This is a genomic window from Corynebacterium sp. NML98-0116 (genome assembly GCF_001767255.1).
In the GTDB taxonomy this organism is placed as follows: domain Bacteria; phylum Actinomycetota; class Actinomycetes; order Mycobacteriales; family Mycobacteriaceae; genus Corynebacterium; species Corynebacterium pseudogenitalium.
Genome location: NZ_CP017639.1, coordinates 2014208 through 2029807 on the forward strand (window position 1 = coordinate 2014208; position 15600 = coordinate 2029807).

At 60.9% G+C, this 15600-nt stretch carries 8 protein-coding genes and 1 pseudogene; 7 read left to right on the forward strand and 2 right to left on the reverse strand.

What is annotated here, in order from left to right; all coding sequences use genetic code 11:
- Positions 1 to 38 precede the first annotated feature (38 nt).
- Together BJP05_RS09340 and menE are read left to right on the forward strand one after the other, a co-directional pair.
- Complete coding sequence (locus BJP05_RS09340) at positions 39 to 1253, forward strand: ATP-binding protein (RefSeq protein WP_084028619.1); 1215 nt, start codon at positions 39 to 41, stop codon at positions 1251 to 1253.
- Positions 1254 to 1259: 6 nt separating this feature from the next.
- Positions 1260 to 2387, forward strand: coding sequence for an o-succinylbenzoate--CoA ligase (gene menE / locus BJP05_RS09345; protein WP_070363173.1), 1128 nt, complete (start codon positions 1260 to 1262; stop codon positions 2385 to 2387).
- Here menE and BJP05_RS09350 read toward each other — a convergent pair.
- Positions 2384 to 3223: a glycosyltransferase gene (locus BJP05_RS09350; protein WP_070363174.1), complete on the reverse strand. Its 840-nt coding sequence runs from the start codon at positions 3221 to 3223 to the stop codon at positions 2384 to 2386. The two genes, menE and BJP05_RS09350, sit on opposite strands and share 4 nt — an antisense overlap.
- A 48-nt stretch (positions 3224 to 3271) precedes the next feature.
- On the opposite strand from BJP05_RS09350, the gene BJP05_RS09355 reads away from it, so the two are divergent.
- The 4 genes and pseudogenes from BJP05_RS09355 (at position 3272) to BJP05_RS09370 (ending at position 12458) form a co-directional block, all read left to right on the forward strand.
- Positions 3272 to 4174 carry a 1,4-dihydroxy-2-naphthoate polyprenyltransferase gene (locus BJP05_RS09355; protein ID WP_145945271.1) on the forward strand — a complete coding sequence of 301 codons (903 nt, stop codon included), beginning with the start codon at positions 3272 to 3274 and terminating at the stop codon, positions 4172 to 4174.
- 745 nt (positions 4175 to 4919) lie between these two features.
- Positions 4920 to 9871, forward strand: a pseudogene (locus tag BJP05_RS09360) (DEAD/DEAH box helicase).
- A 251-nt stretch (positions 9872 to 10122) separates the two neighbouring features.
- Entirely contained in the window at positions 10123 to 11019 is an 897-nt protein-coding gene (locus BJP05_RS09365) for an Abi family protein (RefSeq protein WP_084028620.1), read from the forward strand.
- Positions 11020 to 11165: 146 nt separating this feature from the next.
- A complete protein-coding gene (locus tag BJP05_RS09370) occupies positions 11166 to 12458 on the forward strand; it encodes a hypothetical protein (RefSeq protein ID WP_070363176.1) in 1293 nt (430 codons plus the stop codon).
- 3 nt (positions 12459 to 12461) lie between these two features.
- Here the strand turns inward: BJP05_RS09370 and BJP05_RS11485 are convergent, their stop codons facing one another.
- Complete coding sequence (locus BJP05_RS11485) at positions 12462 to 13769, reverse strand: HtaA domain-containing protein (protein WP_070363177.1); 1308 nt, start codon at positions 13767 to 13769, stop codon at positions 12462 to 12464.
- A 472-nt stretch (positions 13770 to 14241) separates the two neighbouring features.
- Between BJP05_RS11485 and BJP05_RS09380 the strand changes: the two genes are divergently transcribed.
- Positions 14242 to 15468 carry an IS1249 family transposase gene (locus BJP05_RS09380; RefSeq protein ID WP_084028535.1) on the forward strand — a complete coding sequence of 409 codons (1227 nt, stop codon included), beginning with the start codon at positions 14242 to 14244 and terminating at the stop codon, positions 15466 to 15468.
- Positions 15469 to 15600: the final 132 nt, after the last annotated feature.

Below are 15600 nucleotides of genomic sequence, written 5' to 3' on the forward strand. Positions count from 1 at the left end.
GCCTATTTTGGAGATAGTTTCAGGTATACTCGAAACCCATGAGAGCCCTGCACCCTCGACAGCAGTACCTGGACAACCTGCTGGCAGTCACCGATAGCGACTTCGTTCGCATCATCACCGGCGTGCGCCGCTGCGGGAAATCGACCCTCCTCGAGCTGTACCGCCGCCACCTGCGCGAGCACGGCACCCCAGACGACGCCATCATGGTGATCAACTTCGAGGACCAGGCCAACGCCACCCTGCGGGACCCGGCTGCCTTCCACGACGCCGTCACGCAACGGCTCGCACAAGGGCTGCGCTACCTGCACGTCGATGAGGTACAGGAGCTCAAGGACTGGGCGCGCGTGATCAACTCACTGCGACTCAACGAACAGCTAGAAATCTGCGTGACCGGCTCCAACGCTTCCTTGTTTGTTGGCGAGTCGCTGACCTATCTAGCGGGGCGCTACATCGAGATCCCGATGCTGCCGCTCTCCCTGGCGGAGTTCATAGAGTTCCGCTACCCGGCGGACGCGCGCCCTGGCCTTGACCACGCGTTTCAGGAGTGGGTCACCATCGGCGGCTTCCCCGCCACGGTGCAACTCTCGGACCCGGTCGTGATTCGCCAGGCGAACTCCTCACTCTTCGATTCCATCTTCACCCGCGACATTTCCCTGCGAGGCCAGATCCGCGACACCGACGTTTTCCTGCGCGTGGCCCGCTTCCTCTTCGACAACGCCGGAAACCCGGTGTCCACGCACCGCATCGTGGGCCACCTCAAGCACGAGGGGCTCAAGGCGTCGAGTGAAACGGTGGACCGCTACCTCGGACTGATGGCGGACGCGCACCTTATCTATCAGTGCCGGGATTACGACACGAAGGGCAAGCGGTGGCTGAGTACAAACGGCAAGTTCTACTTCGTCGACCCGGGCCTGCGCACCGCGCTGCTGGGCTCTCGCCCTTTCAACTTCGGCCACGACTTGGAAAACATGGTTTACCTTGAGCTTCGCCGCCGTGGGTACCAGGTTGCCACCGGTAAGGTTCCCGGTGGGGAGATTGATTTCATCGCCAACGACGGCCAGCGCACTCTCTACATTCAGGTGGCGCTCACCGTCGCGGAGCCTGCAACGCTCGCGCGCGAGCTCGCGCCGTTCGACGCCCTTCCCGCCGGGTCCCGCTGCATCCTCTTGACGACGGACCGCTTCGCCCCCGACACCGGCAACGTCACATGGCACGACGCCATCGAGGTCCTCGCGGGCGGGGCGCTAGACTAACGCTTCGTGACGAAGCTCCTGGAACTCCTCCCCGTTGACCCCGCCGACCCGCTGGCGATCCTGCCTGCCCTCGAAGAGGCGTTGACCGGCCAGCACGCCCTGCTGCCGGTGCCGACGAACGACCCGGCGCGCGCCAACCTGCTGCGCAACACGCAGGGCGTGGGCGAACCGATCGCAGACGACGTCGCCCTGGTGGTGGCGACTTCCGGGTCCACGGGCACCCCGAAGGGGGCGCTGCTGACCCCGACGAACCTGATTGCCAGCGCGGACGCCACCCACCAGGCGCTCGGCGGGCCGGGCCAGTGGCTGCTGGCGATGCCCGCCGCGTTCATCGCGGGCATCCAGGTGTTGGTGCGCAGCATGGTCGCCGGCGTGGAGCCGGCCTTTGTGGACCTGACCCGCGGGTTCCACGTGGATGAGTTCGCGGCCCGCACCGCGGAGATCGCGGCGACTGGGGACCGCTGCTACACAGCGCTGACCCCGCTGCAGCTGGACAAGGCGATGTCCACGCTCACCGGCATCGACGCGCTGCGCAGCTTCGACGCGGTGCTCGTCGGCGGGGCGGCCACGAATCCGGCGCTGCTGGACTCGGCGACCAAGCTGCGCATCAACGTGGTCACCACCTACGGTTCCTCGGAAACCTCCGGCGGCTGCGTCTACGACGGGGTGCCCATCGCCGGCGCCAACGTTCGCATCCGCGACGGCCGCATCTGGCTCGGCGGCCCCATGGTCGCGCAGGGCTACCGCAACCAGCCGGAGCACCCCGACTTCGCCGAGCCAGGGTGGTTCCGCACCTCAGACGCAGGCCAGCTTGTCGACGGCCACCTCACGGTCGAAGGGCGCGTCGATAATGTGATTGATTCGGGTGGGCTGAAGCTGCAGCCGGAGGTGCTGGAGCGCTTCCTGCTGGGTGTGCCAGGTGTGACGGATGCGTGCGTGGTGGGCGTGCCCGACGAGCGTTTCGGGCAGCGCATTTGCGCCGCGTATGCGGGTGAGGCGCAGGTGCCGGACGTGATGGACGCCCTGCAGGACCTGCCGCGGTGGCAGGTGCCGAAGGAGCTCAAGCGCGTCGCGGCGCTGCCGTTGCTGGGGCCGGGCAAGGTGGACCGGGCCGCGGTGCGCGACCTGTTCTAGCCTGCGTTGACGACTGCGCTGATGTCCTCTGCGCTGTAGCTTGCGGCGAGCTGGGCGTCGTTGCCACCGCGCAGGTTCTTCCGCACCAGCGCCACCGACTGCGAGCCCGGCACCAGCGGAAACTCCTTCGGTTTGTCAAAGACTTGGCGCACAAAGTGCCCCGAGCGCACCGCGCACATGTTGAGCCAGACGTCGTCGGCGCTGGGGGCGGCGCGCAGGAAGGCGTCGCCCTGGGCGGCCACGTAGTCCACCATCGCGGGCGGGTACGCCACCCCGGATACGCCGGTGGCGAAGTGTCGCGGGCTCGGCGCGGTGGTGCGCACGCTGTGCCACTGCGTATACGGCGCGAACCCCTCACCCACCAGCGCGATCTCGTGGGCACGATACGCCGTCACTGCCAGCGGATCCACCACCAGCTTCTCGATGAACCACCTCGGGTACAACACGTCATCATCCACCGTGATCACGCTCGTCCCCGTACCCGCGAGCTGCCGGAACGTACCGTAGTACTTGGTGTGCGGGCCGTATTGGCCGTCGGAGCAACGCACCTGCAGGCCGCACTCCGCGAGCTCCCGCAGCGGCTCGGGCCAGGGCGCGTGGTAGTCGACGGCGTCGAGCCACAGGATGGTGGGCACGCGGCGGGTCCCCACCAGCAGCGATGCGAGGGTGTGGTGGACCGTCGATAAGCGGGTGCCGTGCGAGGTCAGGCTGACCACGGTATGCCCCGCGGCGGGAAACTCCAGACGCCCGGAGCGCACCGCCAACCGCAACGAGGGCAAACGCGCCACCGCGCCTATCGACGCCACCGCCTGCCGCGCCGCATAATCGACCCACATGGCGCACCACTTTAGCCGACAGGCCCGACACGGGGCATGATGGAAACCATGAACGCACAACCCAACCTGCACGCGTGGTGGGAAGCCTCCCGCCCCCACACCTGGCCAAACGCCTTCGCACCCGTCATCGCCGGCACCGGCGTCGCGGCCTTTACCGCGCACGCCAACCTCGGCCGGGCACTGTTGGCACTGCTCGTGGCGTGGGCCCTCATCATCGGCGTGAACTTCGCCAACGACTACTCCGACGGCATCCGCGGCACCGACGACGACCGCTCCGGCCCCACACGCATCACCGCAAGCGGACTCGCCGAACCCAAAGACGTAAAACTCGCCGCCTTCATCGCGTTCGGCGTTGCAGGGCTATTCGGTATCATCCTGTCCGTGCTGGCCGGGGCGTGGTGGCTGATCCTGATCGGCGCCGTCTGCATCGCCGCCGCCTGGTTCTACACCGGCGGCAACAACCCTTACGGCTACATCGGACTCGGCGAGGTCAGCGTCTTCATCTTCTTCGGCCTCGTCGCAGTGATGGGCACCGAGTTCGTCCAGACCGGCTTCCTGTCCTGGGAGGGCCTGCTCGTCGCCGTGGCGATCGGCGCAATCTCCGCATCCGTGAACCTAGTCAACAACATCCGCGACATCCCCACCGACGCCGCCTCCGGCAAGCAGACCATCGCGGTTCGCCTCGGCGACAGCCGCGCCCGCACCCTGTTCACGGTCCTGACCTGCGTCCCGTTCGTAGTCAGCGTACTGCTGGCTCTGGTGTACGCGCCTGCCCTGGTCGGCCTGGTGGCGCTGCCACTGGCGATCGCCGCCATCATGAAGGTTCGCAGCGGTGCGACCGGTGCAGCCCTCATCCCGGTGCTCGGGCTCAACGGCAAGGCCATGCTGGCCTGGGCCGTGCTCACGACGGTTGCGCTGGCGTTCGGCGGGATGGTCGTCCCCTACGCGTAGGGCTGGTTCTTTGTGGTTTTGCGGGGTCTACGCACCAGATTCCTTTGCGCACCCTGCGTGACCTGGGCTTTTCCAAACCGCCGCGCGAGAATCCTGGAATTTGGTGCTCTCTCCACAGAGTGAGTGCCAAAGGACGCAACCCCTTTTTCACGACCTGGGCTTTTACCGGGGTCGACCGGCAGAATTGCGTCGATTGTCACTCGCCGCTCGCCCAGGACACCAAATTCCCTCACGCGGCCTGCACGACCTGGTCTTTTCCAAGTCGCGCGAGCAACGCAAATCAAGGAATTTGGTGCTTACGCCAATCTATGCACCAAATCCCTGTCTCTCCCCTTGATGCCGGTCATAGTTGTGCTTCACAAGATCCCCCAGTCTTTCATCGTGTTTCAAAGAATACGCTACAGTGAGGTGCGAAAAGGCCCATCAGCATTTCCTGAGGGGTCAAAGAGTGAGGGAGCGTTCCGTAGTTTTCACTACAGGGGTGCTCCCTCTTTAATTGCTTCCACACCAGCAACGTGAGACCGGGGCTTAAGGGACATTTTGTGTGTAAATACGGCTTCGCCGTCGTCAACCAGGTAGCTTTGTGGGCAACATGACCGGTTCCGCTGCCCGCCTCGGTGGGAGTCCAGGGCCGGTCTTCGGTTTTCGGTGAACAGGCGTACTGCCTCCACAGGTTGCGCAGGCGTTGCCGTTCTAAGGACCTAATCTCTCGCCCGGGTGGCATCAGTGGGGCATAATGTTGCGCATGTCGACATTCACCGATGCCATTGAAGAACTCCGCAAGCTGCCGTCGAAATCGGAGCAAGGGTTGGCGTTTGAAAAGTTGATGGTCAACTATTTCAAGACGGACCCGACACTATCGAGTGAGTACTCAGAGGTATACCGCTGGGTGGATTGGCCGTTCAACGGTGGCAAGGCGGATACGGGGATTGATCTCGTCGCGAGGCGGGTGGATGACGGCGAGTGGACGGCTATTCAGTGCAAGTTTTACCTGCCCACGACGCATATTCAGAAGGGCCAACTGGATTCGTTCTTTGAGGCGTCGGGCCGTTCGTTCGAAACTGATCGCGGGGTGGAGCAGTTTGCGAACCGTCTGATTATTTCGACGACGGACCGTTGGTCGTCGAATGCGGAGGCGATGCTGGAGAACCAGTTGATCGCTACGAACCGGATCGGCACGTCGGCGATTGCGGAGTCGCCGATTAACTGGGATATCGCCTACCCAGGCAGTGAGATGTCGGTGAACCTCACCTTGCGGGAGACGTTTGAGCCACGTCCACATCAGGCGACGGCGATTGAAAAGTCGCTGGAGGGGTTCAAGGCTCACGATCGCGGCAAGCTGATTATGGCCTGTGGTACGGGGAAAACGTTTACGGCGCTGCGCTTGGCTGAGCGTGTTGCAAAGGAACAATATGGCAAGGCGCGGGTGCTGTTTTTGGTGCCATCGATTAGTTTGTTGTCGCAGTCGTTGAAGGAGTGGACTGCGCAGGCACGGATGGATCTTCGCAGTTACGCTGTGTGTTCCGATAGCAAGGTGGCGCGCAAGGCGGAAGATATCGCCTCGTATGACCTTGAGGTGCCGGTGTCGACGAATGGCGAGGATATTGCGGAGCGCTTGTCGAAGCGGAAGCGCGCGGCGGGGTTGAGCGTCGTGTTTTCGACGTACCAGTCGCTGCCCGCGATCCACGATGCGCAAGAAGCTGGCCTCGAGGAGTTCGACCTTGTCATTTGCGACGAGGCCCACCGCACCACAGGGGCGACGCTCGCTGGAGAGGATCCGTCGAACTTCTCCCGCATCCATGACAATGACTACATCAAGGCGAAGAAGCGCCTGTACATGACAGCCACTCCCCGCCTTTTCGACGAAACCGTGAAAGGCAAAGCCATCGAGCATTCGGCGGAGCTCTACTCCATGGATGACGAGGCTGTCTATGGCCCTGAGTTTCACCGTTTGGGGTTCGGAGAGGCCGTCGACAAGGGGTTGTTGACGGACTACAAGGTGCTCATCATGACTGTGGATGAGTCACTGGGCGCTGATGCGATGGGCAAGTTCAACGCTGCTGGCGGCAAGGACATCAACTTAACGACGGGCTCCGCCATGATCGGCGTCTGGAATGCGTTGGCGAAGCGCTCGGGGTCGTTGCAGGGCAAGAAGGGCGGCTTTGATGAGGGTGCGGAGCCGATGCGCCGCACGGTAGCGTTTGCGAAAGATATTAAGACGTCGAAAGCGATTACGGAGGCGTTCCCACTGCTGGTGAAGTCGCATCGCGAGCTGCTGCAGGAAAAAGCGGTGCTCAATGACGTTCAGACGCTGAACATGGATCTTGATGTGCAGGCGCAACATGTTGATGGCGCGATGAATGCCCTGGAGCGCAACACGAAACTGACGTGGCTTGAATCCGACATGCCGACGAATGAGACCCGTGTGCTCACAAACGCCAGGTGCCTTTCCGAAGGTGTCGACGTCCCCGCCCTCGACTCGGTGGTGTTTTTCAACCCGCGTAATTCGATGGTGGACGTGGTGCAGTCCGTGGGCCGCGTGATGCGGAAGTCCGAGGGGAAGGACTATGGGTACATCATCTTGCCGGTGGCGGTAGCGCCGGACGCGTCGCCGTCAGAGGCACTGAACGACAACCAGCGTTTCAAGGTCGTATGGCAGATCCTCAACGCGCTGCGCGCGCACGACGACCGCTTCAACGCGAAGGTGAACTCAATTGCGCTCAACGAGAACCTGCAGGATGATTTGCCGATTTCCATCCAGCCAGTCGTTGATCCTGCGCAGGAGGCGAAGAAGAAACTTGCGGAGACCGAGCGGACCGAGGCCCACGAATCCGATCAGGTGACAGCCCAGCAGATCGCGTTGTTCTCGCTTGAGCAGTGGCAGGAAGCGATCTACACCAAGCTGGTAGACAAGGTGGGAACCCGCACGTACTGGGAGGATTGGGCCGACGATGTCGCCGACATTTCCAAGGCGCAGGTCACCCGTATCCGGGCGTTGCTTGACCAGGCGGATGCGAAACTACGCGGTGAGTTCGACACCTTCGTGGAGGGCCTACGCGGTAACCTGAACGACTCGATTTCTGAGGACGAGGCAATCAGCATGCTCTCGCAGCACCTGATTACCGCCCCGGTGTTCGACGCGCTGTTTAGCGAGCATGACTTCGCCGCTCATAACCCTGTCTCCCAGGTCATGCAGCGCATGGTCGACGCGCTCGACGATAGTGACCTGGATGCTGAGACTGATTCGCTGGAGAAGTTCTACGCCTCGGTGCGTGTGCGTGCTTCTGAGGTCACGAGCGCGTCCGGGAAGCAGCAGGTGATTAAGGAGCTTTACGAGCGTTTCTTTCAAAAGGCGTTCAAGCGTGACGCCGACAAGCTGGGCATTGTGTATACCCCGGTGGAGATCGTGGACTTTATCCTGCGTGCCGCCGACGATGTGTCGAAGCAGCATTTCGGCCGGGGCTTGACGGACGAGAGCGTGCATATCCTGGATCCGTTTACGGGCACGGGCACGTTTATGGTTCGACTGTTGCAGTCCGGGTTGATCGACCCGAAGGACCTGGCGCGCAAGTACGCCAACGAGTTGCACGCCACCGAGATCATGCTGCTGGCTTACTACGTCGCGGCCGCCAACATCGAAACGACGTTCAACGCGTTGCAGGCCGAGGCAGCCAAACGCTCGGAAAGCGCACCCCCCCCCCCCCCTCCGTTTCCTTCGAGGGCATCGCGCTTGCAGATACGTTCCAGATCCACGAGGAAGGAGACATCCTCGACCTCACGGTATTCAGGAACAACAACGAACGCATTGTTCGCCAGAAGGAAGCCCCGATCAATGTCATCGTGGGCAACCCGCCGTACTCGGTGGGCCAGGCAAGCGCGAACGATAACAACGCGAACCTGAAGTACCCAACACTCGACGCACGTATCGCAGAGACATACGCGGCGAAGTCAACGGCGACGAATAAGAACTCCCTGTACGATTCGTACCTGCGCGCGTTCCGGTGGGCGACGGACCGGATCGGGGACCAGGGTGTTGTGGCGTTCATCGCGAACGGTGGCTGGCTAGATGGCAACACCAGTGACGGTGTCCGCTTATCGATGGCCGAGGATTTCACGGACCTCTATGTTTTCAACCTGCGTGGTAACTCCCGGATGGCTGGTGAACAAGCCAAGCGTGAGGGAGGCAATGTGTTTGATATCCGGGTCGGCGTCGCGGTGCTCATCGGTGTGAAGGATCCTTCCAAGACAGGCTTCCATCTTCATTACGCGCAGACTCCTGACTATCAGAAGCGTGAAGAGAAGCTGGCGTTTGCCGAGAATGCTTCCGTTGACCGGATTGAGTGGCGTTCAATCACCCCGAATCAGCATGGTGACTGGCTGAATCAGCGCAGTGACGAGTTCGCGACGTGGCCCGTGATCGGCGAGAAGAAAAGCAGCGGAACTACGTTCTTTAGTAATTACTCTTCAGGTCTGAAGACCGGTCGAGACTCCTGGACGTATTCTTCCTCCACCTTTGATTTAGCGGAAAATATCGGCACTCATGTTGCGAACTACAACCAAGCACAGGCTGTGTTGCGGGCCGAGGGGTTTGAAGAAAATAAGCGGGGTGTTGATGCGTTGTTTGCACAGCACCCGGAGCTCATCGACAGTACGCAAGGATCATGGAACCGTAGTCTGAAACAGGAGCTCGCCCGCGGAACCCAAATCGCGGTTGATACTGACCGTGTGTACACCTCGTTGTACCGCCCGTTTTTCAAACAGCGTAATTACTTTGCGAAAGAGCTTAACGACATGGTGTACCAGTTGCCGTCGATGTTCCCGACGCAGCACCACCACAACATTGGGTTCATGCTTACGAGCCCAGCCTCCCATTATCCTTTTGCTTTGATCGCTACTGAATTTGTTCCGAATCTGCATGCCTTGGATACTGGCCAGTTCTTCCCGCGTTTCACTTGGGAGCCCGTGGATGCTGAAGATGGTGGGTTGTTCGGCGAAGGGGCGTCGATAAGCGAGGGTGAGTCCTCGATGTATGGGCAGGTCGGTGAGGTCGTTGCGGGGTATGTGCGCAAGGACAACATCACTGACACGATCAAGGCGGTCTACCGTGACGCGCTGGGTGCGGATGTCACTGGTGACGATATCTTCCACTTTGTTTATGGCAAACTGCACGACCCGAACTATCGGGAGTCGTACGCGGCGGATTTGAAGAAGATGCTGCCGCACATTGAGACACCAGGAACGCGGGAAGAGTTCGACAAGTTCGCGCGCGCTGGCAAGGAACTGATGGACCTGCACGTTGGGTACGAGGGTGTGGAGCCGTACCCACTGGATATCGCGGTCAAGGGCGACGAGTCCGACCCGGATACCTGGCGTGTGCTGAAGATGAAGTGGGCGCGCAAGAAGGACCCTGAGACCGGCAAGAACGTCAACGACGTGACCAAGATGTTTTACAACAAGCGGGTCACCATCGCGAGTATCCCGGCTGAGGCCGACGAATACATGCTGGGGTCGCGCTCTGCGCTGGCGTGGTTGATTGATCGCTACCAGGTGAAGAAGGACAAGGCGTCCGGGATTGTCAACGACCCGAATGATTGGTCCGATGAGGTTGGTAACCCGCGCTACATCGTGGACCTGATTGCTAAGGTCACGCGGGTTGCGGTGGAAACTGTACGGATCGTGGAGGGGCTGCGAGAATAACGCCGTTTGGTTCCTTGCCAGTTGAGGTTCGGGAGCGCGACCCCATCGCGGAGATCGACAAGCGTGCCAGCCATTGCACAAGCGGGCTCGCTCATGCTAGTATTCGTGCCAATCGTTCAGCCCGCCTCCGAGCCAAGCTCAGAGTGTGGGCTGGATTTCTTATTGCAATCGGGGGACGTACTTTGTCAAGCTGCAAGATCAAACCAGCTACAACAGTTTCGGAACAAATCGCACTACTTAAACAGCGCGGTATGCAAGTCAACGACATGATCGCCGAACAATGGCTACCAATAGTCGGGTACTACCGGTTGAGTGGTTATTGGTATCCAGCCCGCATAGTCAACGCAACCTCCACTGCCCGGACCGATCGCTTCCAACCAGGTGTAACGTTCGATGACGTCATTCGCCTCTATGAAGCTGACCGTAAGCTGCGAACCTTGGTTTATGACGGAATGGAACGAATTGAGATTGCGATGCGCGCACTCATAACAGACCTGCTCTCCTTAACGCCTACGAATAACCCGCAGGTCTACCTCCAATCAGAGAGATTTCGTCAGAATTTCAACCATACCGAGTGGTTGTGGACGATTTACGGAAGACTCAACCGAGCATCAAACCGCAGCGCGTCGATTAAGCATTATAAAAACAACTACGGTGGGCAATTTCCTCTGTGGATTATTGCCGAGTCTATGGACTTCAGCGACGTCTCCAAACTATATTCGGGGCTCCCATCTGCGGATCAGTTCAAGATTGCGGAACGCCTCGGGATCTCAATCGACTTAGGAGCACTCAATCGAAACCAAAAGGAAAAAGTGTTTCGAAAGCACCCATGGGCTAACTGGCTCGAACAACTCACAATTATCCGAAACACATGCGCGCATCATGGCAGGCTCTGGAATCAGTCATTTCTGCCGGCATCGACGGTGGCCATGCGAACAAACCACAAGTTCTCCCTGCTTCCAGAAGAACAAAGTGAACGAATTTTCGGTGCGCTCGTCGTCATGTCATCGATAATTCGGGTTGTATCCCCCGGAACGACTTGGCCTAACAAGGTCTTGAAACTAATCAACACAGATTTCCTCAGCAATCCTTTGGTTGAAGGTGCAAGCATCGGCATGCCGCCGTCTCAGGAAACCTTGGTCCTTTGACATCGGATCCTGCAGACATTTGTCTCTCCACCAGAATGACGTAGGAAACCCTCGGGGCGTCGAAAAGCGTGCGAACCGTTGCACACAATAGCGATAGACATTTAAGATAAGGCTAACCTAAGTTAACTAATGAGGGGAGTCTCATCTTGAACGTATCCACACGGCGCCGCGCCGCAACGGGCGCTGCACTATTCGCCCTGCTCAGCCCCAACGTTGCGGTCGCGCACGCCTTCCCAACTATCGACGCCGCCACCGCACCCGGCTGCACCGGCGAACTCGATACGCGGCACCCGAACCTCGGCGTGCAGTTCGACGTCACCGGCCCCGACACCATCGACCCGACCAAGGACATCACGTTCAAGCTGAAGGGGTCGGGGATCAACCCGGCGTCGACGCCTGGGGCGTCCAACGGCGTCTACGTCGTGCTCACGCCGACGCGGGTGTGGCGCCTCAACCGCTGCTCTACCATGACCGGCGACGGCGACGCACTTGTCGCACGCTGGATCCCCGCCGCCGTGATGGAAGAAAACGGCGGAAAGCTGGACCTCGACCTGCTCGTCGAGGCAAACACGCTACAACCGGGGCAAACATACACGGTCGGGATCATGGCGGCGCACGCCCTGGCACTCAGCGAACGCTACTTCGACCGCGGCGTCACGTTCAAGGTGCCGTCGGTAACAACCGACCACGTAGCGACGCCATCCAACGTCCGCGGCGAGATCGACCAGAAGCGCAACGTCACCGTCGCGTGGGACTACCCCGAGTCCGTCCCCGGCACCGCGTGGCGCGCCCAGATCGAGTGCGTCGAACACTGCACCAGTGCCAAAACACTCCGCAGCCTCGACCTTTCCGACCCCAACGCCCGCACCGCCAAGTTCGACGACGCCGACCCCGGCGTCTACCAAGCCTCCGTCAACGCCAGCCGATGGGTCAACGGCAAATTCGTCACCACAGACTTCGGGACGTCGACGCGCTTTGTCGTAGGGGACGTCGATAAACCAATCAGCCAGCGACTGTACGCGGCGGGCATCGCGCACGAGTACGGCGAATACGTGGCGCCCGGCACCGATGTCACCCTGACGAGCCCCCTGAACACGAAGGCGAAATGGTCGGTGACCGGCGTGAAAGACTACGAAGTCGACCCCGCGACGCAGGCGATACGCTTCACTATGCCGACCAACCCCGTGCAGGTCGAAGTTGCAGAGGCCAAGGAGGCGCCGACGACCACCCCGACCACCCCGACTTCGACGACCACTGCGCCTGCAGCGCCTACCGTACCTGCTGAGCCTGCAGAGCCCACTACCCCTGCTGCCCCTACCAAGTTCCCAGCTTGGGGCGCGGTGCTGATCGCGGGCGGGGCAGCCCTGCTCGCCGTCGTCGCAGGCCTAGCTACCCAGTCCCCCGTGATCGCGGCGCTGCTCAAGCGCCTGCAGCGTTAGGCGTTAGATCTTCGGCAGGATGCTCGCCGCGAGCGTATGCAACGCGGCGAACCCACCCAACAGCGTGGCGATGCCCCCCAGCACAATCGCCACAATCGACTCCGGGGCCATGCCCTGCTGCTGCGCCGACGGCATCTCGACCGGCGGCAGCACCGTCCCATCCGTTAGCGTCACAACGAGCTTGCCGTCCTTATCCGTCTTCACCGACGCGATACCGCGACCGTCCTTGCCGTTGTTGCCATTTGTGCCTGGGGCGCCTTCCTTGCCTGGGGCGCCGTCTTTTCCTGCGGCGCCGTCGCGGCCATCCTTGCCGTCCCTACCAGCGGGAGCATCGCGGCCGTCACGACCATCGTGACCGTCCTTACCATCAGCGCCGTTGCGGCCATCCTTGCCGTCCTTCCCCACCACTTTGCCGAGGTCCTTGGTCGCGCCGTTGGTGAAGGTCAGGATCAGGTGGCCGTCACGATTAATCGAGGCGTCGCGGATGCCGCCTTCTGGCTGCTGCCCTGGCGCTGGTGCCGGTTCCGGCTTGGCAGGCTCCTCGGGCTTCTCGCCGAGCTCCAGCGTCACAGCAAACGGCGCCGGCTTCTTCTGGTCCTCCCACCTGCTCCCCGAGTTGTAGAACCACGACCGCACCGAGTCCGTCACGTTGTTCACCAGCTCAGTCGGCCACGCATCCGGGTAGGAAATGTCCTCATCCCGCTTATAGACGACCCCTTCGTACTCCGGCGTCGCCCCCACCGTCACCGTCTTTCCCTCGACGGCAACGTTGGCACCCTTGAACGTCGCGACGGTGACCCGCTTCGCTTCCTTATTATTCACTGCCTGGTTCGGGTCCGCCGAGCTCACGACCGCCGTAATCTTACCGGCGCCCTCCACATCGACCTCGAGCGCGAAGTCCTTGAAAGAGATCGTTTGCGCCCCGTTAATCGTGTAGGTCACCTGACCAGTCCACTGCACCGACAGCGCCTTGGTGTCCTCGTTCACCCAGCCGGTCGCCTTGGTCAGTTTCAGGCTCCCATTGTTCGGCTCGGACTCGTCAACCGGAACGACGGAGACTCCCTCCCCTTCCACGGCGGCGTCCCACAGCAGGGCGCGTTTGCTCAGTTCCCACTCCAGGGTTTGGGATTGGGCGTCAGCAAGCGGTGTTGTCCCAGCTGGCTGAGCTGCTGCGACGGGCGCGACGGCCGTGGTGCCAGCCTCCTGGGCTTGGGCCGGGACGGCCAGCGGTGCGACGGCGAGACTTGCCGCGAGCGCAACCGCGGGCAGCGCTGGCAGCACAGCGTGGATCCGACGTTGGGACTTCTTCATAAGGTTCACCCTCCTCGTAGAATTATTAGGCTTGCCTTACCTTAGTGCAAGATATGGTTTGGAGTAAAGGTTTCCGGGCGGGTTTTGGGGCGTTTCTGGGGCGTTCGTTCCCGTCGCTTCCGTTCCTGTCGACCTCTTCCGGTCGACCAACGCAGGTCACAGCATTTTGGGCCTTTTTGGTGCGATTTTGCCGATTTTGCGCTGACCAGGGTTGGTCGACGCGAGCAGGTCGACGGTAAGAGGTCGACCGGAGCAAGCAGCACGCCCACCATCGGTGGCCGGTTCGTGAACGAACCTGTCGTGGTGGGGGGTTAAGCGACAAAATGTGTGCTTTTTTGGATATGGATTCCAGGTCCTGCCTGGGCCTACGGCGGGACAGTGCTCGTTGAATCGGGATTCCCTGCCGTAGACCGGAAGGTCCACCACTTCAGGCGTTGGATGTGCTATGACAGCAGACTGTTAAACCAGCTGCATGCCAACTCAACACAGAAAGAGAAAACACAACAGGCCCCTATGCACGGCATGCGAGCACACCGCCACAAAAATGGGCACCACATCCAGCGGAAAACAGCGATGGCGCTGCACAGACTGCGGGCACACCTTCACCAACCCCAACACAGCCAAGACCAGCGCATATCGGTTTGCCATCTTCATTGACTGGATCACCAACCAGCATCCGCTCGACGCTGTCGCTGCTGCGCACAACGTCTCCAGACGCACACTCATCCGCTGGTTCACCTACTTTTGGTTCATCATCGTCCCGTGCAAACCGGACCCGTACCGCGTCTACGACCAGCTCTTTATTGACGGCACCTACTTCCACAAAAAATGCCTGCTTGTCGCTGCAACCAGCGAGCACGTCGTCGCCTGGCACTGGTGCACACGAGAAACCGCCTACGACTACGCCAAACTCTTCGACATGATCGCCGAACCCCTCGTCGTGACCACAGACGGCTCCGGTGGCGCTCACAAAGCCATCAAACAATGCTGGCCAAACGCCTCCATTCAACGCTGCCTCGTCCACGTACGCCGCGACACCATCAAAGACACCACACGCCAACCCACAATCACCGCACACAAAGCACTCCTTCGCCTCGGCAACCAGCTGACCCACATCACCACCCGTGACCAGGCAATCACCTGGGTACTTCGCCTCAACCGCTTCCAGGACCTCTACGGTGACTGGCTCAAACAACGCACCTACCGCAACCAAGTCGCCCCAGAAGAGATCCCAAAACGTATCCGCGACAACCAGCAATGGTGGTACACCCATCCCAGAGCCCGCAGAGCCTACCGCCGATTCGAGCGTCTCTACCAACAAGGCCACCTCTTCGTCTGGCTCAACCCACCACACCGCACCACGACCACGCTGAAGACCACCACAAACAGCCTGGAAGGCGGCATAAACGCACAACTAAAACACCTCGCCCGAGCCCACCGCGGCACATTTGACGAACACCAGCGAATCATCATGGACTGGTGGCTCTACCTACACACCCAACACCACGATGACCCGCTGGCGCTAGCAATCGAGCAAGACTTCGGCCACGCAGGCTACGCACACGCCCGCCAGGCACACATGCGTGAACGCGACCAAGCCAACTCACCCGACGGCCGACCGAAAGTCTACGACACCGGCATCGACACCGACTTCAACCCCTCCTGGGCCATCCGACACGGCTGGGCAGGACGCTCATAACCCCAGCACAACACCCCACAACCCACCCATCCCAGCCCCTGAAAAAGCACACATTTTGTCACTTAAGTCGACACGCCGAGAAAAGCACACATTTTGTCGCTTAACCCGTGGTGGGCTACCACCCGACAAGCG